At 61.3% G+C, this 25,865-nt stretch carries 22 protein-coding genes and 2 pseudogenes; 10 read left to right on the top strand and 14 right to left on the bottom strand.

Features of this window, described 5'->3' with window-relative positions:
* Window positions 1-71 precede the first annotated feature (71 nt).
* The 6 genes from ACVWXD_RS09665 to ACVWXD_RS09690 all read left to right on the top strand — a co-directional run bounded on the left by ACVWXD_RS09665 (window position 72) and on the right by ACVWXD_RS09690 (window position 4,398).
* Window positions 72-899 carry a helix-turn-helix domain-containing protein gene (locus ACVWXD_RS09665; RefSeq protein ID WP_236437530.1) on the top strand — a complete coding sequence of 276 codons (828 nt, stop codon included), beginning with the start codon at window positions 72-74 and terminating at the stop codon, window positions 897-899.
* A 146-nt stretch (window positions 900-1,045) separates the two neighbouring features.
* Entirely contained in the window at window positions 1,046-1,792 is a 747-nt protein-coding gene (locus tag ACVWXD_RS09670) for a response regulator (RefSeq protein ID WP_457370903.1), read from the top strand.
* Entirely contained in the window at window positions 1,789-2,865 is a 1,077-nt protein-coding gene (locus tag ACVWXD_RS09675) for an ATP-binding protein (RefSeq protein WP_053129928.1), read from the top strand. Before ACVWXD_RS09670 ends, ACVWXD_RS09675 begins: the two co-directional genes overlap by 4 nt.
* A 23-nt stretch (window positions 2,866-2,888) precedes the next feature.
* Window positions 2,889-3,089: a hypothetical protein gene (locus ACVWXD_RS09680; RefSeq protein WP_236437533.1), complete on the top strand. Its 201-nt coding sequence runs from the start codon at window positions 2,889-2,891 to the stop codon at window positions 3,087-3,089.
* A 20-nt stretch (window positions 3,090-3,109) separates the two neighbouring features.
* Window positions 3,110-3,508, top strand: coding sequence for a hypothetical protein (locus tag ACVWXD_RS09685; protein ID WP_457370904.1), 399 nt, complete (start codon window positions 3,110-3,112; stop codon window positions 3,506-3,508).
* Window positions 3,481-4,398 (top strand): ABC transporter six-transmembrane domain-containing protein, encoded by a 918-nt coding sequence (locus tag ACVWXD_RS09690; RefSeq protein WP_457370905.1) that lies wholly within the window; start codon window positions 3,481-3,483, stop codon window positions 4,396-4,398. The genes ACVWXD_RS09685 and ACVWXD_RS09690 overlap by 28 nt, the downstream gene beginning before the upstream one ends.
* Window positions 4,399-4,410: 12 nt before the next feature.
* Here the strand turns inward: ACVWXD_RS09690 and ACVWXD_RS09695 are convergent, their stop codons facing one another.
* From ACVWXD_RS09695 to ACVWXD_RS09735, 9 genes are all read right to left on the bottom strand, one after another.
* Complete coding sequence (locus ACVWXD_RS09695; protein WP_457370906.1) at window positions 4,411-5,352, bottom strand: helix-turn-helix domain-containing protein; 942 nt, start codon at window positions 5,350-5,352, stop codon at window positions 4,411-4,413.
* Window positions 5,353-5,428: 76 nt separating this feature from the next.
* Window positions 5,429-6,208 carry a 2-keto-4-pentenoate hydratase gene (locus ACVWXD_RS09700; protein WP_457370907.1) on the bottom strand — a complete coding sequence of 260 codons (780 nt, stop codon included), beginning with the start codon at window positions 6,206-6,208 and terminating at the stop codon, window positions 5,429-5,431.
* Window positions 6,205-7,812 carry a bifunctional 3-(3-hydroxy-phenyl)propionate/3-hydroxycinnamic acid hydroxylase gene (locus ACVWXD_RS09705; RefSeq protein WP_457370908.1) on the bottom strand — a complete coding sequence of 536 codons (1,608 nt, stop codon included), beginning with the start codon at window positions 7,810-7,812 and terminating at the stop codon, window positions 6,205-6,207. Before ACVWXD_RS09705 ends, ACVWXD_RS09700 begins: the two co-directional genes overlap by 4 nt.
* A 62-nt stretch (window positions 7,813-7,874) precedes the next feature.
* Complete coding sequence (locus tag ACVWXD_RS09710) at window positions 7,875-8,477, bottom strand: amino acid synthesis family protein (protein WP_457370909.1); 603 nt, start codon at window positions 8,475-8,477, stop codon at window positions 7,875-7,877.
* Between the two features lie 10 nt (window positions 8,478-8,487).
* The gene (locus tag ACVWXD_RS09715) at window positions 8,488-8,946 is read right to left on the bottom strand and encodes a VOC family protein (RefSeq protein ID WP_457370910.1); all 459 of its coding nucleotides are present in this window, start codon (window positions 8,944-8,946) and stop codon (window positions 8,488-8,490) included.
* A gap of 11 nt (window positions 8,947-8,957) precedes the next feature.
* On the bottom strand, window positions 8,958-9,998 hold the full coding sequence (locus tag ACVWXD_RS09720; protein ID WP_457370911.1) for a VPS10 domain-containing protein: 1,041 nt from the start codon (window positions 9,996-9,998) through the stop codon (window positions 8,958-8,960).
* Window positions 9,999-10,010: 12 nt separating this feature from the next.
* On the bottom strand, window positions 10,011-10,805 hold the full coding sequence (locus ACVWXD_RS09725) for an SDR family NAD(P)-dependent oxidoreductase (RefSeq protein ID WP_099489246.1): 795 nt from the start codon (window positions 10,803-10,805) through the stop codon (window positions 10,011-10,013).
* Between the two features lie 27 nt (window positions 10,806-10,832).
* On the bottom strand, window positions 10,833-12,323 hold the full coding sequence (locus ACVWXD_RS09730) for an aldehyde dehydrogenase family protein (protein ID WP_457370912.1): 1,491 nt from the start codon (window positions 12,321-12,323) through the stop codon (window positions 10,833-10,835).
* An 11-nt stretch (window positions 12,324-12,334) separates the two neighbouring features.
* Window positions 12,335-13,876, bottom strand: coding sequence for an acetolactate synthase large subunit (locus ACVWXD_RS09735; protein WP_457370913.1), 1,542 nt, complete (start codon window positions 13,874-13,876; stop codon window positions 12,335-12,337).
* Window positions 13,877-14,113: 237 nt separating this feature from the next.
* On the opposite strand from ACVWXD_RS09735, the gene ACVWXD_RS09740 reads away from it, so the two are divergent.
* A complete protein-coding gene (locus ACVWXD_RS09740) occupies window positions 14,114-14,872 on the top strand; it encodes an IclR family transcriptional regulator (protein ID WP_046036351.1) in 759 nt (252 codons plus the stop codon).
* A gap of 10 nt (window positions 14,873-14,882) precedes the next feature.
* Here the strand turns inward: ACVWXD_RS09740 and ACVWXD_RS09745 are convergent, their stop codons facing one another.
* The 3 genes from ACVWXD_RS09745 to ACVWXD_RS09755 form a co-directional block, all read right to left on the bottom strand.
* Complete coding sequence (locus ACVWXD_RS09745; protein ID WP_457370914.1) at window positions 14,883-16,208, bottom strand: hypothetical protein; 1,326 nt, start codon at window positions 16,206-16,208, stop codon at window positions 14,883-14,885.
* 3 nt (window positions 16,209-16,211) lie between these two features.
* The gene (locus ACVWXD_RS09750) at window positions 16,212-17,642 is read right to left on the bottom strand and encodes an aldehyde dehydrogenase family protein (protein ID WP_457370915.1); all 1,431 of its coding nucleotides are present in this window, start codon (window positions 17,640-17,642) and stop codon (window positions 16,212-16,214) included.
* A 91-nt stretch (window positions 17,643-17,733) separates the two neighbouring features.
* Window positions 17,734-19,182, bottom strand: coding sequence for an APC family permease (locus tag ACVWXD_RS09755; protein WP_457370916.1), 1,449 nt, complete (start codon window positions 19,180-19,182; stop codon window positions 17,734-17,736).
* A 347-nt stretch (window positions 19,183-19,529) separates the two neighbouring features.
* Between ACVWXD_RS09755 and ACVWXD_RS09760 the strand changes: the two are divergent.
* The 3 genes and pseudogenes from ACVWXD_RS09760 to ACVWXD_RS09770 all read left to right on the top strand — a co-directional run.
* A pseudogene (locus tag ACVWXD_RS09760) lies at window positions 19,530-20,723 on the top strand (PDC sensor domain-containing protein); the annotation flags it as partial.
* A 315-nt stretch (window positions 20,724-21,038) separates the two neighbouring features.
* A pseudogene (locus ACVWXD_RS09765) lies at window positions 21,039-21,581 on the top strand (methyl-accepting chemotaxis protein); the annotation flags it as partial.
* Between the two features lie 65 nt (window positions 21,582-21,646).
* A complete protein-coding gene (locus ACVWXD_RS09770) occupies window positions 21,647-23,140 on the top strand; it encodes an MFS transporter (RefSeq protein WP_457370917.1) in 1,494 nt (497 codons plus the stop codon).
* Here the strand turns inward: ACVWXD_RS09770 and ACVWXD_RS09775 are convergent.
* Window positions 23,137-24,585 (bottom strand): APC family permease, encoded by a 1,449-nt coding sequence (locus tag ACVWXD_RS09775; protein WP_457370918.1) that lies wholly within the window; start codon window positions 24,583-24,585, stop codon window positions 23,137-23,139. The genes ACVWXD_RS09770 and ACVWXD_RS09775 overlap by 4 nt on opposite strands.
* Before the next feature lie 214 nt (window positions 24,586-24,799).
* A complete protein-coding gene (locus tag ACVWXD_RS09780) occupies window positions 24,800-25,768 on the bottom strand; it encodes a helix-turn-helix domain-containing protein (protein ID WP_406960933.1) in 969 nt (322 codons plus the stop codon).
* Window positions 25,769-25,865 lie beyond the last annotated feature (97 nt).

The raw sequence follows: 25,865 nt of genomic DNA on the forward strand, positions 1-25,865 counted from the left end.
GCCGACACGCGAATAGTTGGCGTGATTAATGCGTTAAATTTCCCGTAGCGCGGCCTTCCCTAGGTACAACCATGATCAAACCGAGCGTGCCGACTCCCCGGCACCACACAGCGAACGAACAGCCCTGGTTCGTGCTCAACTCTTCACGCTATTCGGTGATGCCTTGCGCGCACCCGGCGATCTCGCATTTCTATGCGTTCGATGTGGCGCAATCGGCCAACCTGCTGGCCGTGCCGGACGGCTGCGTGGATATTTTGTTCGACTGTGATGCGACACGCCCCACGGCGCGAATCTGCGGCACTCCGCTGGTTGCCCAGCCCGTTGAGTTGCACCAGCACCACCACTACTTCGGCGTACGCTTTTCACCCGGGGTCATTCCCGGCTTCGTCAATGTGCTCGCAGAGGAATTGACTGAACGCGAACTTGACCTGCTGGAAGTCTCAGAGTTTGCCCAACGCCTCTTCGAAAGCATCGTCCAGGCACCGCTGCTGGGCGATCAGATGCGGCTGTTCAACGACTACCTGACCCCGCGCCTGATGGGCAAAACGTCGAAACTCACCGCGATGATCATCCAGCAGGCGCTGCACCATCGCGGCGATATTCGCATCCAGCAACTCGAAGACCTCAGCGGCTACACCAGCCGTACCCTGCACCGCCAGTTCAATCAGGACACCGGCATGTCACCCAAGACGTTTTGCCGGATCATCCGCTGCCAGGCGGCCCTGGACACCCTCAACACCCAGCACGATGTATCGTTTTCGCAGTTGGCTCTCGACCTGGGCTTTTCCGATCAATCGCACTTCCTGCGCGATTTCAAGAAACTGGTCAGCACCACCCCCTGCGACTACCAACGCACAATGACCCAAAACGCCTACACCGACAGGATCAGCTACGCCTGATCACACGCTGCGCAAATAAATCCGCGTCTCCATCGTTTCTCCATAAAACCTCCCATGAAAGCGCATGCTCGTGGTGCACAGTAGTCTTCGTCGCAACAGGCTAATTCGCCATACTGCGACGACCGAACAGCACGACCGAGCGGACCATGACCGAATCACACCGAGTATCGATACCCACGGACCTCGCGGACAAACGCCAGGCGTTGATATTGATCGCCGAAGACGAACCCGAAATCGCCGACATCCTGAGCGCCTATCTCAAGCGCAGTGGCTTCCAGACCGCCCATGCCCTGGATGGCCGCCGCGCCCTTGAACTGCATCAATCGCTCAAGCCTGACCTGGTGTTGCTGGACGTGCTGATGCCGAACCTGGACGGCTGGATGGTACTGGCCGAGATCCGGCACCGAGGCACCACACCCGTGATCATGCTGACTGCCCAGGACCAGGACATGGACAAACTCATGGGCCTGCGCATCGGTGCCGACGACTACATCGTCAAACCGTTCAACCCAGCCGAAGTCGTCGCCAGGACCCAGGCGGTACTGCGGCGCTCGCTCGATCATGGCTATGCGACCCGCCCCAGCGTTCTGCGGGTGAACGCCTTTGAAATCGACATCGACAGCCATGAAGTCAGTGTGCAGATCGGGGCACAGAAGCACCCGCTCAACCTGACGGTGACCGAGTTCAGGTTGTTGGCCCAATTGGCCAAGGCCCCCAAGCGCGTATTCAGTCGCGCCGAGTTGCTGGCGCTGTGTTCGCCCGAGAGTGACAGCCTGGAGCGCACGGTCGACAGCCATATCAGCAAGCTGCGGCGCAAAATCGAAGACCTGGGTCTCCAGGGCGTACCGGCCAGCATTCGTGGGGTCGGCTACCGGTTCGGGAGCACCCCATGAGGATCGCCAACAGTTTGAGCCGGCAGATCATTTTGTCGATGTCCGCCGTGGTGCTCTGCGTGATCGCACTGGCGGTGGTCGGTTCCTATGTGTTTTACGCGTTGCTCTGGATGTTCTGGCCGCCGTCGGATCTGGACGTGGACGAGTGGCTGCCCACCGGCGTGGAGTGGGCATGGATGGCACTGATCACCTGCATCAGCCTGGCAGTGGGCGCCGTGGTCGCGATCAAACTGTCCCGACGCATTCTGATGCCCTTGAACTCGGTCGCAACCAGCCTGCGCCGCCTCGCCGACGGCGACCTCGATGCCCGGGCAACCGCCTCCAACCGCTCATTGGCGGAGGCCACCTTGTTAGTGGATGACTTCAACAGCATGGCCGATAGATTGAAACGCATGGCCGAGGAACAATCCTTCTGGAACGCCGCCATTGCACACGAACTGCGCACCCCGCTGACCATCCTGCGTGGCCGCCTGCAAGGGTTGGCGGAAGGCGTGTTCACCCCGGACCAGGCGCAGTTCTACAGTCTGCTGAACCAGGTGGAAGGCCTGACGCGCCTGATCGAAGACCTGCGGGTAGTGGGCCTGGCGGACAACGGTTACCTCGAAGTCCATATCCAAAGCGCCGACCTGGCCGAGGAAATCGAGGCAGACGCTCGCCTGTTTGAGCCGGGCCTGCTTGCCGCCGGGTTCGTGCTGCATCTGGATCTGCTCGAACGGCCTGTGCAGTGTGATCCCGCCAGGATCCGCCAAGCGTTGCTGGCCATGCTGGACAATCTGAGACGGCATGCCACCCCAGGCAATGTCACGGTGCGCCTGAGCAGCCAGGATGGCCTGAATACCTTGAGTGTCGCGGACGAGGGTCCGGGCATAGAAGAGGCCTTCGCAACGCACATCTTCGAACCGTTCCAGCGCGGCGAAAGTTCGCGCTCCCGTGCCCAGGGCGGCAGCGGCCTGGGGCTCGCCGTGGTGCGCGCGATAGCCCTGTCCCACCAGGGCAGCGTGACCTGCCGGAACCTGGACAACGGCGGCACCTTATTCGAACTGAGCTGGCCCGACCAACTGGTCGCCATCTAACCCCAACCGCCCCAGGTGAAGGCATGCGCCTCTCTATTTTCAGGGTCAATCGGTACCGCCACTTTGCCTTGCTCGACACACAGGGACGTTGTATCGCTTTCAAGAGCTGCGAAGGGATTCCAGAGAACGGCAAATGGGTGCAAGTCAACGAAGTCAACCTGGCCTGGCTGAACCGCGCCCTGCCTGCGCGCGCCATGGCCAAGTCAAACCCCCGCCCCTTGTAGATCAGCCTGGGATTGCTTGTATGTCTATTAACGATCGCGATCGAAACCGAATTGACGTGACACTGCTTGAAGACTCGGTACGGCTCTACAGCGCCAAGCTCAGAAAGCTGCAGCGGTTCTGGATTCCCCTGCAAAAACAGGCGCCCCGCCTGGTGTTGTCACTGTGGGTCCTAGGGGTGATCGCCTCGCTGTTCAGCCAGTCCTATTACCACTGGTTATTTACCGCGCCGGCCATTTGCCTGCTGATCATTCTCGAAATCGTCATCGAAGAAGTTCAGATCGACTTGTTATTGGTGACTGAGGAGACGCGCTATCTGCTCGACGTCACCCACGGTCTTTATACCGGGACCCTCAGTTCCCACCCCCGTACTCTGCGTAAGCCAGGTAGCCCATGCCCTCCGTCACACCTCCACTCCTGATCGAGCACAGCCGCAAGCTCGGTCAACAGTCCGCCAGCCAAACGCTCAAGGCGATCGCCAAGGCCTATCCGGGCAAGTTGTTCGGCACCCTGTCGTTGGTCGCATTGGAAAACGCCCTGCTGCTCGCCTACCCCTTGTTTGCGGGGTTTGCCGTAGACGCCATGCTCCGCGGCGATGCCGGCAACGCCCTGCTCTACGCCGCCGTGGTCCTGGATTTCTGGGTAGTGGGCGCCGCCCGGCGCGCCCTGGACACCCGCACGTTTACGCGTATCTACGCCGACCTTGCTGTACCGGTGATTCTTAACCAGCGCCTGCAACGACACAGCACCTCCAAGGCCGCCGCACGGGTGGTATTGGCACGGGAATTCGTCGATTTTTTCGAAAAGCATGTGCCCACGATTGCCACGGCGCTGGTCTCGATCATCGGCGCCGCCGCCATGTTACTGGCAATAGAACCCTGGGTCGGCCTGGCGTGCCTGGTGGCGCTGGGGCTCTGCCTCGCAGTGGTGCCTGGCTTTGCGCGCCGCAACCAGCGCTTGCATGAGCGCTTGAACAACCGTCTGGAAAAGGAAATCAGCCTGGTGGAAAGCGTCGGTGCACACACCTTGCGTCGTCACTATCAGGTACTGTCGCGCCTGCGTATCTGGCTATCAGACCGCGAGGCCATCGCCTTTCTCACCATCGGTGTTCTGGCGGCCTTGCTCTTTGTGGTCGCCATCAGCCAACTGGCATTGGCGCCTGCAGTGAAAGCCGGCCATATCTATGCGGTGATGACTTACCTGTGGACGTTTGTCAGTTGCCTGGATGAAGCCCCCAACGTGGTCGACCAATTGGCGCGGCTTAAGGACATCGGCAAACGCGTGGATCCGGGTTTGAGCGAGGCGGCCTGATCTTTTACCTACTCAGAGGATCGCCCGCTGGGTTTCCGACGGAGACTCGCCAAACAACTCGCGGTAATGCGTGGCGAAGTGGCTCAGATGGAAGAAGCCCATTGCTACCGCCACATCGCCGACGTTCTGGCTGTCGCCCGGGGTGGCGATCAACTGCCGGCGTACCGCGTTAAGGCGCAGGTTGCGCAGGTACTCGACCGGGCGCAGGCCGGTCACCGCCTGGAAACTGTTCTGCAGGGTCCTTCGGCTGACCCGCAGGTGTTCGCACAGGTCGAGAATGCTCAGTGGCGTATCGCCGCTGGCGTCAATCAACTCCTGGCAACGCTTGACCAGGTAGGCACTCACGGCGAAGTTGCCACGCCGGCAGCGCACTTCATCGGTGGCGTTGCTGAACAGATCGAGAAAGGCGCCGAGCAGTTCGTCTTCGAGCATCTTTTCGGCGCTGGCACTGATAGGGTCCGTCTGTTGCAATAGGTGACGAAACAGCGGGTAGATACGCTGGCGTATCCGCAACAGTAACGCGTCATCCACGCAAATCTGGGAACGGGTGGTGACGCGCTTGAGTTGGTCGCTGGACAATTCGAAAGCGGCGAGTTTGGCAAAACGTACAGTGTCGACGTTAAGCGCGAAGAAATGCGTGCCTTCGGGCGCATGCAGCACAAACTCCTCGCCATCGCGCAACAGCACCACGTTGTGTGCGCCCACCTGCTGCCCCTGTACCACCGGTGCACTGCCCAACGACATGGCCACGCACAGTCGTCCTTTAGGCGCAAAGCCGCGCTGCACCACACGCTTGTCCAGCACTTCCTGGAAGATCTGAAAGCGCTCGGCCGACAATTGGCGCAGCCCGCTGGTCAGGCAACCTCGCCCCAGTTGGTCGTACACTTGCCGCCAGCCCTGGATAGAGCCGGCATGCAATTGAGGGTCATTGAAGGTTCGAACTTCAGCAAGCATGGTCGTCGTTCCTCGGGGGCCCCGTTGTCGTATCGGCCTGAAGGGGACTGGAGTCATCCTTGACGGCAGCTAGGGCTCACACTGCGGCAGTGTCCGCAGTGAAAAGCAAAGCCAGTTCCGTGCCAAACATCTGCAGGCGGTAGGTGCAGGGCTGGATATTCATCGGCGCCAACAGCGCGCCAGACAGCACCACCTGCCCGGCTTCCACCGGTTGACCATCGGCCAGCAGCCGGCGTATCAGCCAGCACAGATTGGCCAGCGGTGGATCTTCCCGGTCCAGGGTCTCCCCTTCGCCGCAGATCGCGCCTGCGCATTCCAGGCGGAACGCCACGTTGGCATGTTCAACAGGGTCGAAAACGGTTCTGGGTCCCAGGCAATACAAGCCAGCCGCTGCGTTGTCGGCCAGAAAGGCCCCTACCCCGAACGTCCACCCCTGCCAACGGCAGTCGGCAATCTCGAACGCGGGTGCCACTTCGGCAATTGCGGCCAGGATTTCTTCATCGCTGTAGTCACCTGGCGCCAGGCTGCGACCCAGCACAATCGCCACTTCGACTTCGAGCTTGGGCTGGATCAACCGCGAAAGCGCCACCGCCGTGTTCGACGGCACGCGCATCTGATCGGTCAGGCCGCCATACACCGGTTCGTCAATGCCGAAGCGCCGTTGCGCGGCGCTGCCAGCAAAGGCGATCTTCCAACCGCTGAACTGTTCGCCCGCCGCCAGGCGCGCATCCAGCGCCCGGCGTTGCAGTGCGTACCCGCCGCGCAGGCCCAACGCCTCTGGGACCAGTGGCGCAATCGCTTGCACCGTACGCGTGGCCTGGTCTAACTGGCTTAATACGCCCGTATCGATGCTCATGACAGTTGCCCCGCTAACTTGCGTAATACCGCGTCAAGCCGCTCCGGCGTGGTGATGGCGGCAACAAACCGATCCGGACGCACCACGACGATGCAATCGCGCACCTTGGAGAACCATTCGCCGAGGCGGTTATCCACATCTTCTACGCTGATGGCGCCCGTGGCCGTCAATGGCTGGTTGCGGACCGGACCACTGCGCGAACGATTGACCTGGATAAAGCGCGTGTCCCAGCGAGCCCAGAACGTTGCCATTTCTGCGCTCAGTTGCTCACGTGGATTGACCCGGTAACCCAGCACCGCGTAGGAATTGCCCAGCACGTCGTCCAGACGCCGGCGTTGCCCCTGGGCGTCTTCGATATACGGCTGCACAAACAGCTGGCCGACCAGGTCGTCTTCGCGCAGTTCGGCACGCTCGTGATAGACCAGCCCTTTGGTGAGGGTCGCCTTGGGTTTGAACTTGAACTCCAGCAGGTGCGAGCGCAGGTTATCGACGCTGTTCACCGCCTGGAACAACCAGTCGCGCACGCCGGCCATCAATGGGTTGGTCAGCCCCAAGACCGTGCCCATATTGTCGGCCAGGGCCACCAGTTCGGTGGCGTGCCCGCGACGTTCCTGGTCGTAGCTGGCGAGGATCCCATGGGACGCGCGCCCCTGGATGATCGCCGCCAGTTTCCAGGCCACGTTGGCCACGTCGCGCAGCCCGGAATTAAGGCCCTGCCCGGCCCAGGGTGGCGATATATGCGCAGCATCGCCGACCAGTGCCACACGCCCCTGGACAAACCGCGCCGCCACCCGTGAATGGTGGGTGTAGGCGCGGATACGGATGATATTCAACGCATCCACCGCATCGCCGATATGCCCACGGATGAGGTCGCGGATGGTGCTCTCTTCGCACATCTTCGCCTCATCTTCGCCCTCCATCAGCATGAATTCCCAGCGCCGCTGCTGGTAGGGCAAGTAGATGCACACGAACGGCCGCTGCGGATCGGCATGCAGTGCGGTATACGGCGCATCAAGGGTGTCATTGGCGACATCCACCACCACCCATTTGCGCGCATGGGTCAGCCCCAGTAGTTCGACGCCGAGCTTTTTGCGTACGGTGGAGCGCCCGCCATCGGCGCCGATCACGTAATCGGCACGCAGCTGATAGACCTCGCCCTGGGCATCGCGCACCTGCAGGGTCACCCCCTCTCCGTCCTGCTCCAGCTCCAGCATTTCATGGCCCTGGCGCAGCACTACACTGCTGCGCTGCCCCAGGGTTTCGCGCAGCGTGCCTTCGAGCAGCTGCTGCATGAAGATGTTGCGCATGGGCCAGCCGTAATGCGCGGTACTGGGCTTGACCTCGGCAAAACACACACCACGGGCGTTGTAATAGCGCAGCGGCACGTCGCAGATCATGTCGCGCACGGCCAGTTCGGCAATGCCGATAGCCTGCAGCACGCGCAGCGCTTCATCGTCCATGCCCACCGCACGCGGGTACGGCAGTATGCAGTCGGCAAGCTCAAGGACGACGCAGTCGATACCGTACATCCCCATATAGTGCGCGGCCGTGATCCCATTGGGCCCGCCCCCGACAATGACAACCTGGGTCTTCTCCTGCTTCATCGCTATTCACCGCTTTCTTGTTGTGGTTTTAAACCGGCGTTGCCAAGGCCGCACGCCTGCAATCAGTGCAGTCCATCAATACCTTTGATGTCTTCGGCCAGCAGGCCACCCAGCCGTGCATGCAAGCGGCCACGGGTGGCGAAGGCCCAGATCACGATGATTTCATCCGGCGCAGGGCCGTCGCCGAACATCAGCGACATGCTGTCGTAGTGGGAGCGCACGTACAGCGCATCCTTGTGTGCCAGCGGTACGTCGATGGTCGAACCTGGTCCGCCGCGCTTGCCGGTGGAAGGCACCCACGACTTCCCGCCCCCCAGCGCGACGCGGATCGGGTCGGCGGCCGGGTTGGTCAGGAACGCGTTGCCGTGCTCGTATTCGCCGGCGCTGCCGACCACGATCGCCTTACCATAGCTGACAATTTCATGGGCACCGGCCAGTGCCTGTATGCGCCGGCCGAACTCTTCGCCCAACAGCGGCGATGGATCGACCAGTTCGGCAAGCGACTCGCTGTAGCGACCGGCATAGGGGTTGGCGATCACGGCGGCAATCGCGTACTTGAACAGCGGCTCGCCATCGGCCAGTTGGCCGGTTTCGTTGGCCAGGGTTTCTTCGACGAAGCTGTACCATTTGCGGATGTGATACGTAGCAAAGTTCGCGGTTTTCATCAGCATTGCCTCAAAGTGGGTCGAGTGGATCGAGGTTGAAATGTCGGCTCGGCGCGCCGGCAGCCTTGAAACGGGCCTTGCCGCGCGCATCGTCGTGTTCGGTTTCGAGAAAGAATTCCATGCGATTGCCGTCAGGGTCGTTGAAGTACACGCCATGACCGATCTCGTGATCGGTGATCTTCACCACCTCGACGCCCTTGCCCAGCAACATGCCGTAAAGCTGGCGCAAGGTGGTCATGTCCCCGGCGATTTCCAGGCCGTAATGTTGCAGCCCCAGGCCACCTTGATGGGCGCCGGGATCGGCACGAATCAAGGCGATGTCGTGGTGCTTGCCGCCAAACGCCATCATGACCCAGCTCTCGCCTCGGGCACTTTCGTGCATGTCCAGAATGTCGGCGTACCAGCGCGCCGACACGTCAGGGTCACTGACCCAGAGCGATAGGTGAGTCCGCAGGATCTCGATCTTCATGGCGGTATACCTCAGTGCTTTTTGACGATGGATTGATGCCCGGACTTGATCTGCGCAACCGCAGGCGTCCAGAGCACATCAGCGATCTCGCTGAATTCCCGCCAATGCTTCTGCCAGCCATCACCGCCGTTGTCGGACGTAAACAAGTGCCCATACTTGGTGCCCGCCACCATCTGGCGCGGGTTGGCCGGGTTGAAGGCAATCGCCCAGACGCAGGAGTTGGGCTGCTGTGGCAGCGGCAGCACGTTCCAACTGAGTGCGGCATCACGGGATATCAGAATCTTGCTGGTGGTGCCGGGCGTACCATCGGAAATACTCAGGTACAGCTCGTTTTGCGTGCACAACGGCGCGTTCATGGCGCGTATGTAGTACAGGCCGAAGGCTTCGCGACCAATGATGCCGGTCCAGGTCAGTCCCTCGTCCAGGCTGCGGTACACCGCATTGACGCAGACCACCACGATGACTTTCTCGCCGTGATTGGGCAGTACCAGGATGTTGTGGACGTCCGAGTTGTAGTCCCACAGCAGCCGGTCGTCGACGCGGGTCCAGCTGTCGCCGCCATCGCGCGAATGGAACAGGCCACCCTCTTCCAGGCCGAACCACAACTGGTTGCGGTCGGTGGGGTCATAGGCGAAGGCCAGCAGGCGTGGACGACTGACACCATCGCAGAACTCGGGGATCTCCACCGGGGCGCGATCCCAGCTCAGGCCGCCGTCCAGGGTGCGCCACAACACGGCACGCGATGGCGCACCGGTGCCAACAAAAATCCGTTTGGCGTCCTGCGGGTCGACGGCGACTTTCCACACCGTCTCGCCGTTGAACGGCGAATCGACGCGCTGCCAATGGCCACCGGTGTCGCGGCTGATGCACAAGCCCACGTCCGTGCCGGCGTAGATCACTTCGGGTGCGTCGGGATGCACGCTCAGGGATCGGGTGATTGCATCGAACTCAAGGTCTTGTCCCAGGCCCAGGCGATGCCAGGTACGGCCATCGTCGGCACTGCGGATCACTGCTTGACCCACGGTGGCGACTAAAAGGGTTCCGTTACTCATCACAGATGCTCCTCAGATATAGATGCCACGGGTCAAGCCACCGTCGATGCCGATGGATTCGCCCGTTACCGCAGCCGCTTTTGGCGACGCCAGGAAACCGATCAACCAGCCCATTTCAATGGGGGCGAGGGTGCGGCGAATCGGGGTCGCATCGATGTAGGCCTGCTCAACCTGTTCCGACGTTTTGCCTTGCTTGACCGCTTCGCGCTCATACAGCTCCTGGATATGCGGGGTGTCCACCACGCCAGGGTGAATCAGGTTGACCGTGATGCCCGAGGGGCCGAGCTGGTCGGACAGGGTCTTGGTCATGTGGGCGATCGCCAGGTTGCGCATGCCCGAGAGCACTTTGCTGCTGCGCCCGGTGAGGCCGCCGATGTTGATGATGCGTCCGAAGCCGCCCGCCTTCATGTGCGGAGTCACGGCCTTGGCGCACCGGAAGTAGCCGATCACCTTGGTGTTGAGGTCCGACAGCAGTTCATCGTCGCCGGCGTGTTCGATGTCATTGCGCACCACACCCGACGGCGCTGCGGCACCGTTGACCAGGATGTCGATGCGGCCGAAATGCTTGTGCGCCGCCTCGACCATCTCCGACACGGCCTTCATGTCATTGGTGTCACAGAACAGCGGCAGTACTTCATTGCCGGTCTGTGCAGTGATCTCTTCGGCCGCCAGTTGCAGGAACGCCATGCGCCGCGCGCAGATCACCACCTTGCAGCCTTCCTCGGAGAGAAAACGTGCGACTTCCTTGCCGATGCCCATACCGCCACCGGTGACAATGGCCACGCGGCCTTTCAATTCCAGATCCATAGCAATTACCTCTTGTGATTATTCAGTTCAGGCCAGATCGACAAACACGCTTTTGGTCTCGGTGTAGGCATCGATCACGTTTTTACCCATCTCCCGGCCCCAGCCGGATTGTTTGTAGCCACCGAACGGTGAAGAGGGATCGACCACGTTCCAGCAGTTGATCCAGACCGAGCCAGCCTTGAGCTGTGCAGCCACGCGGTGCGCCGAGCGCAAGTCGCGGGTCCACAGGCCAGCAGCGAGGCCATACGGCGAATCGTTGGCGCGCAGCACCAGTTCATCGATTTCGGTCCAGCTCATGACGGTCAGTACCGGGCCGAAGATTTCTTCGCGGGCCACACAGGCGCGCTCGGCACGATCGAGGAACACGCTCGGTTGAATGAAATGCCCATGCTCGAGGTGTTCGGGACGGCCGCCGCCGCAGATCAGTTCGGCGCCCTCCTCCTGGCCCCGCTGCAGGTAACCCTTGACGGTGTTCAACTGCCGCGCGGATACCAACGGCCCCATGCTGCTGGCCGGGTCCAGGCCGTTACCCAGCACATAGGCGGCGGCATGGCGCTGCAACTCTTCGAGCACCTGATCGAGCACACTGGCGTGTACATACAGGCGCGAGCCCGCCGTGCATACCTGGCCCTGGTTGTAGAAAATCCCATCGGCGGCCCCCTTGGCGGCGCGCGCAATGTCGGCATCGGGCAGGATGATGTTCGGCGACTTGCCGCCCAGCTCCAGCGAGACCTTTTTCATGTTGCTGGTGGCCGCCTGGGCGATCAGCCGCCCGACTTGGGTCGAGCCGGTAAAGGCGATCTTGTCCACATCGGGGTGCTGTGCCAGCGGTGCACCAGTGTCGGCGCCAAGACCCGTGATCAGGTTGACGACGCCGGCGGGAAAGCCTGCCGCCTCGATCAGTTGCACCAGGCGGATCGCGATCAGCGGCGTCTGCTCGGCGGGCTTGAGCACCGCCACGCAACCGGTGGCCAACGCCGGGCCGAGCTTCCACACGCACATGGTCAACGGGAAGTTCCACGGTACGATCAGCGCGCAGACCCCCACCGGTTCGCGCAGCGTGTAGTTGAGCATCGGCGCGCCGCTGGCCGGTGATACGGGCAGCGTGCTGCCTTCGATCTTGGTGGGCCAGCCGGCAAAGTAGCGAATGATGTTCGCCGCGCTGGCCGCTTCACCGCGCGCGTTGGCGATAGGCTTGCCGTTCTCCAGGGTAATCAGTTGCGCCAATTCCTCGCGGTGCTGGTCCAACAGATCGGCCAGGCGAAACAGCAACAGGCCGCGTTGCGCCGGTGACTGCAAGGCCCATGTGCCGGTAAAGGCTGCGCGCGCGGCCGCAACGGCCGCATTCACATCACGCTCATCGCCTTGGGCGACTTCGGTCAGGGTCTGTTCGGTGGCCGGGTTTTTCACGGCAAAGCGACGACCGCTGGCGGCTTCCTGCCACGTACCGCCGATGAACAGGCGACCGGGCTGCGCCAGGAACGCCTGGACGGCAGGTAATAATTCGGGCTGATACATAGTCGACTCCTTCACAGCGCCATTTCGATCAGGCAAGGACCGCGGTCGGCCTTGGCATTGGCCAGCGCTCGTTGCAGTTCGGCATTGGTCTGTACCGTGCAGGCCGGTACCCCGTAGCCTTTGGCCAGGGCCTTCCAGTCAATACGCGGGCTGTCGAGTACGGTCAGGCGCAGGGCTTGCGGGTCCATTTCGGTCATGCCGAAACGGCGCAGCTCGTTCTGCAAAATCGCGTAGCGATGGTTGGCGGCAATCAGGATCACCACCGGCAACTGCTCGCGGGCGATGCTCCACAGGGTTTGAATGGTGTACTGGGCGCTGCCGTCCGATTGCAGGCAGAACACGCTATTGCCGCGTTCCGCCAAGGCGGCACCGAACCCCACCGGAATCCCCTGGCCAATCGCGCCACCGGTATTGGTCAATACCCGATGCCGAGCGGCGCGGGCGGAGGCGGTAAAAAAGGGATAGCCGCAGGTGCCGCCCTCAACCGATACGATGCTGTCTTCGGGCAGTGACGCGGCCAGCACTTGGCCGATGGATTGTGGCGTCAGCTCGGCGTGGCCGGGCGGCAGTTCGATACCCTCCGGGGTCGGCACATAGGCCGGTGCATTCAGGGCATCGGCCAACGCCGTCAGCGCGGCGGAAACATCGTCACCGACTTCGGCCAGCGTCAGCAGGCGTTCACGGCCGGCGAGGCGCGACGGGATGCCTTCGTAGCCAAAGTAACTGATGGGCTCGGGTACGCCTGCACAAATGACCAGGTCGTACTGCTCCAGAATTTCAATCGCCACCTCCGGGAAATACGGCAGGCGATCCAGGTCCGGCAAGCCACCGCCACGGTAACTCAGGCGCGGAAAGGTCTCGGCAAACAGGCGCACGCCGGGCAGTTGCGCCAGGCGCCCCGCCGCTTCCAGTCCCGCGACTGATAAGCCCTCATCGCCGACGATGAACACCAGCCGCTTGCCGTCACGCAATGCCTGCGCCACGGTTTCTACCCTGTCACCCGCAAACCGGCGAACCGGTGCGCGCAGAGGTGCGAACACACCGTTGTGCGTCACTGCGTGAGCCTGCAGGTCCATGGGCAGAATCAAACTGGCGATTTGGCCTTTGGCCTGCCAAGCCGCACGCACGGCTTCCTGTAAATCCTCACCGATTCCCGACGCGGTGCGCGAGGTGCGCACCCAGCCGGAGACAGCACCGGCCAAGGCCTGGATGTCGCTGGCCAAGGGCGGATCGTAGTTGACATGCCAGGAGGCGTGATCGCCGATGACGTTGACGATCGGCGTATTAGCCCGACGCGCGTTATGCAGGTTGGCGATGCCATTGGCAAAGCCCGGGCCCAAGTGGGTCAGGGTCATTGCCGGCTTGCCGGCGATCCGGCCATAGCCGTCCGCAGCGCCCGTGCAGACCCCTTCGAACAGCGACAACACCGGCTTGAGAGCAGGTGCGCTGGCCATGGCGGCCACCAGAGGAATCTCGGTGGTCCCGGGGTTGGCGAAGCAGTACTCGATACCGCTTGCCGCTGCCGCATTCACTATCAGTTGCGCACCATTCATTTTCAGCCCTCTTGCTTGAGCATTTGCAGTGATGAGATTTATCACATACAAAATCACAACAAACAAGCTTTTTATCTATATTTTTCTCATATGATGAGATTAGAGATGGTTTATTGGGCTTAAAACCTATCTTTAGATTGCGTTTTTCTCTCACTGCGGTAGTGTTGCGCCAGCGCTTGGGTGACCTGATCCTTGTGGGTACGCACCAAACGCCCTTCCCTCTCTTTTAGGAACACAATGAGCAGCCTGAGCAAATTGCTGAGCATCCTGGACCTGTTCGGTCCACAGACGCTGAAGATCGAACCCGACACCATTGCCGAGCGCATGGGCCTGTCACGGGCGACCGTGTACCGCTACGTCAAGGACTTGTGTGACGCCGGCATGCTCACCCGCGTGGACGCCGGCAGCTACAGCCTGGGACCGCGCGTGATCGAGCTGGACTGGATGATGCGTCAGTACGACCCGATCCTCATCGCCGGACGCGAGCTGATGCACGAGCTGTCCTCGCAAACGGGCCTGGCGGTGTTTGCCAGCGTGTTTTACGACGGACGCATCATTAACACCTACATCGCCGAACCCACCGACACCTATCACTTTGCGTTCGGGCGCGGGCAGCCGTTGCCGTTTTTTCGCGGGGCACAATCGAAGGTCCTGATCGCCTTTCAGAAAGGTCGCCGCCTGCAACGCTTGTTCGACGAGCACATGGCGAACGACCCGGACAGCCCGTATGACTGGGCCGGTTTCTCCAAGGCCGCGAAAAAAATCCGCAAGGACGGTTACTGCCTGACACACGACGAACTCAACCTGGGCCTGACCGGTATCGCTGCACCGATCATCCAGGCAGACCTCGACGAGGTGGTTGGCAGCCTGTCCGCCGTCGGCAGCAGCCAAAGCTTCAAGTTGCTGCGCCAGGAAACAGTGATCGAAATGGTCATGGATACCACCCGGCGCATTGCCGAAAACATGCGCAACCCGCCGAGCAGCATCACGCCCTAGCCCGTCGCGCTCAGAACGGCACGGCCACCGACAATTGGCTGTACAGGTTGGTGCCATTGCCACCCACTTGATTGCCGCCGGTGGTCGAGTCCTGCCGAGGTTTGTAGAGCCCCACCAACGGCGTGATGATCAAGTGCGGGTTGACCGCCCATTCCGCATACACATCCAGCTCGCGGCCATCTAGGTTCAACGCATTGCTTTTACGCACGGTGGCGTAATCGAAATACAGCGCCCCCAGGGTCAGGTTTTCCAGTGGGGTTGCCTTCAGCCCGACATGGTGGATGCGGGTATTGGTGTTGAACGGCCCGGCGTAGTTGCCGGCCACTTCGCCCTGGAACCAGGTGCCGTAGCCGGTGCTCAAACCGGTGAACAGCGCGTCCCAGTTCTGCGAATAGCGGGTGTAGCGATACGTCACCTTGGGGGCCCAGGCGGTTTCGGCGAAGGTATAGCCCGCCTCGCCGTACCAGGCTTTTTCAGGCCCCGCATCCTTGTCCTGCCAGGCGTACTCGAACGCCAGGCTGACGTTCTTGATGCCCGCATCGCCTTCACCGCGCACGCTATAAATGTTCATGCCCTTGCGCTGGCGTTGAAAATCGCTGGCCCATTGATCGTTCACGTCCAGGCCATGGACCCAGGTCAAGCCGAGCGTCCCCGGTTGGGCGGTGTAATCCAGGGTAGCGGCGGCCAACTCGGTGTCGGCCTGGATACGGTTGTCCGACTTGAGCCACAACACGCTGCCATGCAGGCCATCCTGGCCACCCAGGCGCACCACGGCGGTTTGATCGAACGCGTGCCGGGCAGCCAGGTAGTAGGCACCCCCTCGGTTCAAAGTGCCATCGGCCGGGCCCTTGCCTGGGTTCAGTCCGTCATCGTTGATCAGGAACCCTCGGCCAACCTTGACCACCTGCCGACCACCGGAAATATCCACGCCATCCTTGCCGAGCAGCGGAAACAGGTCGCCGGAACGCCAGCCCAGGTAGGCGTCTTCGATCTTTGTCGTACGCTCAGTGCCCAGCGAGTTGCCACCTGCGTCACCATCCCCCCAGGTGGCGGAGCTGACCAGGGCAAATGCCCCGTATGCGCTGCCATTGCCCCCCAGCGTCTGGTCGCCACTCACGCCGTATTTGATAAAGCCTTCACGCCAACTGGAGCCGCCCGGCGTGCCATCGTAATTCTTGCGGCTGTTGAACTGGCCGAACACAGCCGTCATGTCTGCGTTGAGATGACGACTCTCATCACTGTACAGCTCATAAGCGTGCACCTGGCTGATAGCGCCGAGCGCCAAGCTGCACACAAGCGTGCAACCGAATACGGGATGATGTGATAGATAACGCATGGCTCAAACTCCTTCTTCGACAGCCTGCTTGCGTACAAACAGCAGTTGCTGACCTGTGAACTCCAATAGCCCCTCAAGGCCGAACTCGACACCAAACCCCGACATCTTGCTGCCGCCAAACGGCGTGTTCGGCTGGATCTGCGCGTGGCAGTTGACCCAGGCGACGCCACTCTCAAGGCGGCTGGCCAAGGCCTGGGCCTGCTCGACATCCGGCCCCCAGACCGAGCCGCCGAGCCCCATGTCACCGGCATTGGCGCGCTGCAGCACCTCCTCGACATCCCGGTAGACAATCAATGGCAAAACGGGGCCGAACTGTTCTTCGTCGACCAGGCGATGGCCGTCGGTCACGTCCGCCACCAGCGTCGGCGGATAGAAAAAACCTGGGTGGTCCAGGCGTGCACCGCCACATAACACACGTGCACCCTGTGCCCGTGCGTCTTCGACCAACGCCTCCACCAGTTCCAGTTGCTCAAGGTTCTGCACGGGCCCGAAGGTCACGCCGGCGTCCAAGCCATCACCCACCACCTGGCGCGCAGCAATGTGCGTCAGCGCGTCAGCAAAAGCCTGGTACTGCGATTCGTGGATATACAGGCGTTTGAGCGCAGCACAGGTCTGGCCCATGTTCAGAAAGGCCGCCTGGAAGATCTCCTCGGCCACGGCGTCCACGGGCGTTCCTGGCAATACGATGGCGGCGTCGTTACCACCTAGCTCCAGGGTCAGGCGCTTGAGGTTGCTTGCGGCGCCGCGCATTACGCTTTGCCCTGTGGCGGTGGAGCCGGTGAAGACGATCTTCTGGATCCCTGGGTGCGAGGTAATCGCACTGCCGAAGCCCCGCTCGCCGGTCACGCAATTGATCACGCCGTGGGGTACATGGCGGGCAATGATTGCCACCAGACCCAAGGTACTCAGCGGCGTCAGGCTTGACGGTTTGCTGATCACACAGTTGCCCGCACGCAGCGCTGGCATGATGTGCCAGACGGCAATCATGAACGGCCAGTTCCAGGGGGTGATCGACGCCACGACGCCCAAAGGTTTGCGGTGTAGCTCAATGCGCTGGGTGGCTGTTTCTTCCACCAACTCCACCGCAATTTCCTGCCCTGCCGCGTAGCGCGTCCAGGCCGCGGCGCCCATGACCTCGGAAAACGCCAGCGCCAGTGGCTTGCCTTGCTCAAGCACAATCAGGCGCGCCAGTGACTCGGCCTCTTGCTCTATATCTGCCGCAATCGCTATCAACCGTTCACAGCGGTCAGGATGGCTACTGTTGCGCCAGGTTTTGAAAGCCGCCTGCGCGACGCTCACTGCTTGGTCGAGTTGCTCCAGTGAACCGGCTGGGCATTGGGCGAACGCCTTACCGGTGGCCGGATTGATCACATCAAACTGGCCTTCGTCGCCCGCCACCTGAACCCCATCGATAAGCATTTTGTAGTTGTGCATTTGAAACCTTCCTTTCACACGCGGACGCGCCATGCCGAGCAACGGCAGGCTGCGATTGTTTGGTTAGTCGAGCTATAAAATCGCTGGTGCCTTAAAGCTTGTGGCTGCCCAAGGCCAGGAACCGTTCCGGCGAGCTCTTGCGCAGTCGCGCGGCGAGCACGATGCCGATGATCAGGGCGGCCGGAATTATCGCGCAGAGGCTGTAGGACAGCAGTTGGCTGGCACCGGTCAACACGTCGAAATGCACCACCGCCAACACCAGCACCATCACCAACGCCAGGCACGCAATACCGGGCAGGATCCGGCCGCGCAGCATCCCGACGTTAAGCTCTGGATGGCGATGGAAGTAGGCACATACCGCCACCGAGGTCAGCGCCATCAACAGGATGACGCACAGCGTGGCCAGGTTGGACAGCCAGGCAAACAGTTGCAGGATCGGATCGGCATCCATCGCGGCAAACACCAGCACCACGACCGCTGCGATCAAACTCTGCAAGGCCGAGCCCATATGCGGGCTCTGGTGCACGCGGTGGGTGGTGCCCAACAGGCTGTGCAACAGGCCGTCGCGCCCGATGGCGTAGAAGTAACGCGCTGCTGCGTTGTGAAAGGCCAACAGCCCGGCATAGATACTGACCATGAACAGCACGCGGATGATTTGGGTCAGTTGCGGGCCGACAAAGTGGTCGGACATGCCATAGATAAAGGTGGTGGGGTCCTGCAAGGACTGCAGTAGAGGCACGATTTTGTCCGACCCCACCCCCACCACCATCGACCACACCGACAGCGCGTAGAAACCACCAATCAGCAACACCGAACAGTAGGTGGCAATCGGGATACTGCGCTTGGGATTCTTGGCTTCTTCACCGTAGATGGTCGTTGCCTCGAAGCCGATAAAGGCGGCAAAACAAAACAGCAATCCGATTGACGGCGTGCCACTGAACACATGGCTGCTGCTGAACGAGTCAAGGTTGATGCCGCTGTCGCCGCCGGACTTGAGAATGGCAAAATCCAGGACCAGGATCGCCAGGTACTCGGCAATCACCACCACCGACAGTACCCGAGCCGACAGGTCGATCTTGCGATAGCCCAGGATCGCGATGCTCGCCATCGCCATCAACGAGTAGGACCACCACGGCAGCACCAGGCCGAAGGCGGCTTCCATGGTGCCACTGACCACACCGCCGAACATCCCGTACAACCCGACCTGAAGGATGTTATAGGCAAACATCGCCAGTACCCCAGCGGCACCGCCCGCCAGTCCACCCAGGCCACGGGAAGTGAATGCGTAAAAGCCACCGGCATTGGTCACGTGGCGCGACATGGTGGTGTAACCCACCGAAAACGCCAGCAGCACCAGCAAGGCAAGGATCAGCAAAGCCGGGGTGCCGGCACCGTTGCCCAGCATGATGCCGATGGGGAAGCCGCCGGCGATCACACTCAGTGGGCTCGCCGCCGATATCACGAAGAAGATAATGAAGCCCACACCGAGGGCTCCACGCTTGAGCTCCGTGGAGCTGTTGACCGGGATAGATACACTCATGTTGTTGACCTTATTGTATGAGGCAGTCGCTTTAGGGTTGGTCCGACCACACAGCATCGGCACCGGGTAGCGTTTTGTTTTAGTTGCGCGCTGAATTTGATCCTATGCCCGCCCCTGAACCGCTCGCTATCCCAAATCGGTAGCGTCCGAAGCCTCGCCCCAAAACGGGTCAGGTCTGCACCATCAATCCCATCGCTGTTGCCGATTTGGGATAGCTGCCTGACCTGTCATCCCCGCAATCTAGCCTCACCGGTGCTCTGTCCGGGTGCCGGCAACCAGAATAAGAATGAGGGCTCGCCTCACCCCCAGCCCATCATCGCGAAGTCCACTTGTAGGAAGCCCCAACCATGCAGCTAGCCCACCTCACCATTCAATGGCGTATTACCCTGCTGAGCGGACTTTGCCTACTGGCAGTGGTGGCGGCCCTGATTGGCGCCAGCGCATATCAGAATCAAGCCAGTGCAAGGCTGCTTAAAGAGCAGAGCAGCGAATTGCTCGGACAGGCTGCGCTGGAACGCTTGCAGGCCCAGGCCGTGGCGCATGGCCAACAGGTGGAGCGTTTTTTCAATGAGACCGCACTGTATGGCGAAGGCTTTGCGCAACAGGTTCTGCAGCTGCGCGAGCAAACGCTCAAGGGGCGCCTGACCGTCGGCCAATTGCGCGAAGCCCTGATCAGCACCGCACGTGAAACCCTGAAGCAGCGCGAAAAAGTGCTCGGCCTGTACGTCATCATGCTGCCGGATGCACTGGCGGGCACCGACGCCGATTGGCGCGACCAACGCGCCGTGGCGGGCAATGAAACCGGGCGCTTCGCGCTGTATTGGTCACAGAGTCAACCGGGGCAACTGGTGCAGGAGGTACTGAGTGAGTCACAAATCGCCGCGAACACCGCGCCCCCGGGCAGTGAGCCTGGAAACGCCTGGTACTCCTGCCCTCAAGCGCAACAACGGGTGTGTGTGGTCGAACCCTACACCATCGAAGTCGAAGGCCAGAAAGCCCTGATGAGCAGTGTATCCATCCCCCTGATCGTCAACGGCAAAGTGCTCGGCGTAGTGGGCATGGACATCAGCCTCGACACCTTGCAGAAGCTGGCGGCCAACCTCGCCCAGGACTTGTACCGGGGTGACAGCCAGGTCACCATCCTGTCGGCCACTGGCCAAGCGGCAGGACGCAGCGGCGACGTCTCGGGGGACACGCTGGATATACGCCAGCCCTTACAGACGGCGCCGGGCACGCCGGCCTGGCAACTGGAAATCAAGGTTCCGCAGGCCCGGGTGCAGGCGCCTGCCCGGCAGATGCAGAGCGAACTGGATGACAAAAGTCGTGAGTCTAATTGGCTCAACCTGGGACTGGGCATCCTTGCCAGCAGCCTGGGAATGCTGCTGATCTGGCTGGCCGCTTACGGCGTGACGCGCCCATTGCTGAAGATGGCCGAGTTGCTTGATGCGATTGTCGAAGGAGACGGTGACCTCACCCAACGCCTGCCCACCGGGCGGCGCGACGAGTTGGGCCACTTGGCCGATGGGTTCAACCGTTTCCTCGACAAGTTGCAGCCAATCATTCGCGCCATCCAGGCTGCGTCCCTGGACACCCGCAACAGTGCCGACACCTCATCGAGCATTGCCCGCGAAGTCAGTGCTGGCATGCAGCGTCAGTACCGCGAAGTGGAACTGGCGGCGACCGCGTTGCACGAAATGAGCGCCAGCGCCCAGGAAGTGGCGCGTCACTCCCACAGCGCCGCCGACGCAGCAACCACCGCAGAAAATGCGAGCCGATCAGGCCAGGCGGTTTTCTCAACCGCCGAGCGCAGCATTGAATCCCTTGATCAGCGCCTGGAAACCACCCTTGAACAAGTCAACGCGCTCGCTAATAGCAGCGCCCAGATCGGCCAGGTGCTGGACGTCATCAGCACCATCGCGCAACAGACCAATCTACTGGCGTTGAATGCAGCCATCGAAGCGGCCAGGGCCGGCGAACAGGGCCGTGGTTTCGCGGTAGTGGCCGACGAAGTGAGGCACTTGGCGAGCAACACACAGAGTTCGGTCGAACAGGTACGCACGGTGATCGAAACGCTGCAACAGCTGAGCCAGGCGGTGGTACACAGCACCCAACTCAGCCGCGAGCAAGCCAGTGGTAGCGTGATTCAGGTGCAACAAACCCGGGTGGCCCTGGAGAATATTTCCAAGGCCGTGGATGTCATCGAAAAAATGAATCAGCAGATTGCCAGCGCGGCCCTTGAGCAGAGTAGCGTGGTGGACGATATCAGCCATCGGGTCAGCGACATCCGCGGCATCAGCGAAACACTCGCCGGGCGCATGAACGAAGCGTCAAAGGCCAGTGACGCATTGCATCAAATGTCCAATCACCAACAGCAACTGGTGGGGCATTTCCGCGTGTAAAACGTATGCCTTCTTGACTCGGTTACAGTGGCTGACTTCCAACTCCCCTGCATTGAGCCCCCTCCATGATTTTTTCACGCCGCTGGCTGATCCTCGCGATTATTTCCAGCGCCTTGCTGCTCATCGTCATCGACATGACGGTGCTGTACACCGCCCTGCCCACCCTGACCCGAGAGCTGAATGCCTCGGCCTCGGAAAAACTCTGGATCGTTAACATCTATGCACTGATCGCCGCGGGCCTACTGCTGGGTATGGGCACCCTAGGTGACCGTCTCGGGCACAAACACCTGTTCATCGGCGGGCTCAGTGTGTTTGGCCTGTTCTCGCTGATTGCGGCGTTCTCACCCTCCGCCGCCGTATTGATTGGGGCACGGGGTTTCCTGGCGGTCGGCGCGGCGATGATGATGCCCGCCACGCTGGCCATCGTGCGGGTAACCTTCATCGATCCGCGCGAACAGGCCATGGCGTTCGGTATATGGGCATCGGTGGCCTCAGGAGGCGCGGCCTTCGGCCCTGTGGTGGGCGGCTTGTTGCTGGAGCATTTCTGGTGGGGCTCGGTATTTTTGATCAACGTGCCGATCGTGCTGGTGGCGTTGGTCGTCGGCGCCCTCTTGATCCCGAATCATCCGGGGGATATGAGCAAACGCTGGGACTGGCTGGGCTCGCTGCAGGTGATGATCGGTTTGATCAGCGTCGCGTATGCGGTCAAGGAACTCGGCAAGCGTGCGCCCTCCTTCGAAGGCATGTTGATCGCATTGGTGTTGGGTGCGCTGTTCCTGACGCTGTTTGTTCGCCGCCAACGTCGCGCCACTCAGCCGATGCTCGACTTGGCGCTGTTCAAGATAACGGGGTTCAGAAATGCGGTGATCTCGGCCGTGGTGTCCGCCGCTGCGTTGATCGGCATGGAGCTGGTATTCAGCCAACGCCTGCAACTGGTGCTGGGCCTGTCACCACTGGAAGCGGCACTGTTTATCCTGCCGCTGCCGCTGGGCTCGTTTATCTCAGGGCCACTTGCCGGTTACTACCTGCCTCGCCTGGGGAACCAGCGGATGCTGTTCTGGACCCTGCTGCTATCTGCTGCGTCGATGCTGGCCTACCTGCTGCTTTATGACGCTGCGGTGTACCTGCAACTGATCGTCCTTGTGCTGCTAGGATTTACCATTGGTGCAGCACTGACAGCGTCGTCCAGCACGATCATGCTCAGCGTACCCGCCAACCAGGCTGGCATGGCCGCCTCCATCGAGGAAGTGTCGTTTGAACTGGGCGGTGCGGTGGGTGTAACCCTGGCAGGCAGCCTGTTATCGGCGATTTATGCGTATTCGGCGGGCGTGGTGATTCCATCCTGGCTGACCCGCAACCCTGCGACATTCGACAGTCTTGACGACGCGCTGGTCGTTGCCGAAACGCTGTCGCCCGAAGGCGCTGCCATGCTGCGCGCATTTGCCCGCTCGGCGTTCGACGCGGGCTTTGTCGCGGTGCTGGCGGTGTCGGCAGCACTGCTTTTGATCGCAGCGCTGCTGGTCAAGTTGAGCAGGCAAACACCGCCGGCCACGCCTTAAAGCTTGTGGCTGCCCAACGCCAGGAACCGCTGGGGCGATGCCTTGCGCAGCCGCGCCGCGAGGAATACCCCGCCCAGCAAGGCCAGGGGAATAATCGCGCAGAGGCTGTAGGACAGCAGTCGACTGGCACCGGTCAGTACGTCGAAATGCACCACCGCCAACACCAGCACCGCCAAGAGCGCCAGGCACGAGAAACCCGGGAAGATCTGCCCGCGCCAGACCCCGACCTGGAGCTGCGGGTGGCGTCGGAAGAACACCAGCACTGCCGCAGAAGTCAGCGCCATCAGCAAGACCACACACAGCGTGGCCAGGTTGGACAACCAGGCAAACAGTTGCAGGATCGGATCGGCATCCAACGCGGCGAAAATCAGCACCACCACGGCCGAGATCAGGCTCTGCAAGGCCGAGCCCATATGCGGGCTCTGGTGTACGCGGTGGGTGGTGCCCAACTGGCTGTGGAGCAAACCGTCACGGCCGATGGCATAGAAGTAACGTGCAGCGGCGTTATGGAAGGCCAACAGCCCGGCATAGATGCTGACCATGAACAGCACACGGATAACCTGGGTCAGTTGCGGGCCGACAAAATGGTCGGACATGCCGTAGATAAACGTGGTCGGATCCTGCAAGGCCTGCAACATCGGCACGATCTTGTCCGCCCCCACGCCCACCACCATCGACCACACCGATAACGCGTAGAAACCACCGATCAGCAACACCGAGCAGTACGTCGCAATCGGAATGGTGTGTTTCGGGTCCTTGGCTTCCTCCCCGTAGATGGTCGTTGCCTCAAAGCCGATAAAGGCGGCGAAGCAAAACAGCAAGCCGATTGACGGCGTGCCGCTGAACACTCGGCTGCTGGTGAAGGCGTCAAGGTTGATGCCGCTGTCGCCACCGGACTTGAGGATGGCGAAGTCCAGGACCAGGATCGCCAGGTACTCGGCGATCACCATCACCGACAGCACCCGCGCCGACAGGTCGATCTTGCGATAACCCAGGATTGCGATGCTGGCCATCGCCATCAGCGAGTAGGACCACCACGGCAGCACCAGGCCGAACGCGGCTTCCATGGTGCCACTGACCACCCCGCCGAACATGCCATACAACCCAACCTGCAGGATGTTATAGGCAAACATCGCCAGCACCCCGGCCGCGCCACCGGCCAGGCCGCCCAGCCCGCGTGCGGTAAAGGCGTAAAAGCCACCGGCGTTGGTCAGGTGGCGGGACATGGTGGTGTAGCCCACGGAGAACGCCAGCAGCACCAGCAAGGCGAGGATCAGCAACGCCGGGGTCCCCGCCCCGTTGCCCAGCATGATACCGATGGGGAAGCCGCCGGCGATCACACTCAGCGGGCTTGCCGCCGACACCACGAAGAAGATGATAAAGCCCACACCCAGGGCGCCACGCTTGAGCTCCGTGGAGCTGTTGATCGAGTTGGATACACTCATGTTATTGACCTTATTGTATGAGGCAGTCGCTGCAGGATCGGTGCAGCCGGCGGTTCACCGGCACCGAATAGCTTGTCGTTCTTGTTGCACGCTGGCACTGATCCTATGCCTGCCCTGCAACGCGCCGGTATCCCAAATCGGTAACGCAAGCACCCACGGCGAAACACCCGCCTCTCCCAGGCAGGCTGTATCCGGTCTTTGCAGATTTTTTCGTTCAGGCGCGCGCGTAAGCGGCGATGGCTGCGCGGGCGGTATGGGACGGCAGCTCTGCGAACAGCTCCTGGTACTCCGCCGCAAAATGGCTCAGGTGATAGAAGCCCCACTGGGCGGCGGCATCACCAATCGACAGCTCGCAGGCACGCGTGGACATCAAGGTGCGGCGCACACCGTTGAGCCTTACAGAGCGCAGGTAGTTCAGCGGAGTGGTCTCGGCGACCGAGCGGAAGCTGTTCTGCAGCGTCCGTCGACTCACCTGAAGGCGCTCGCACAGCTCGATCACGCTGGGCACGTTGATCATTTCTGCGGTGGTCAGGCGGTGGCATTTCTCGACAATGAAACTGCGCGTGGAGCTGGGGCTTCGCTGGTGTTTGTCACAGGCCGGGTCGGTCATCAGTTGCAACAGCTCGCCGAGCATCGCCTGCTCCAGCGCCACCTCACGATCCGGCGTGCTGTCGAGATCTTCATACACCAGTGCCTGGGAGAAAAGCGCCAGCAATCGCTGCCGAGCCCGCGCAAATCGCTGGGGGGAAACCCTGATCACCGGCTGGCGCAGCAAGCGGTTGAGCTCCTTCGCCGACGCCGTTTGCTCCAGTGCCTGTTCGAACAACTCACGCTCGAAGGTGATGGACAGCAGCTCCATGCCCATCGGCATATGGAACATGAACTCCTCGCCGCCGTGGAGAAAGAACAGGCTGCTTTCATCCACCTCGCGACCCTGCATGCGAATCGAACCGGGGACGTTGATCGGCACGGCAAAACACATCTTGCCGCGAGGCGCCACGCCGTTCTGCACCACGCGCTGGTTGATCTGTTCGAGAAACAAGTGACAACCGGTTGTCGTCAGTTGCATCAGCGAGCTCTCGGCGCAGCCGGCGGTTAACTGGCTGTAGTCCTGGTTCCACTGCTGGATGGTGGCTGCATGGACGTGGACATCTCGAAAATGGCTGATCGTCTGGTTTTTCATTGGGTCGTGTACCTCTACCAATATTCTTGTTTTTAGATCGCCTATGGGCTTGATAGTCGCACATAGCACAAATCGTGGAAATTGTTTATGCGCTGGA

The organism is Pseudomonas sp. TE3911 (assembly GCF_054062775.1).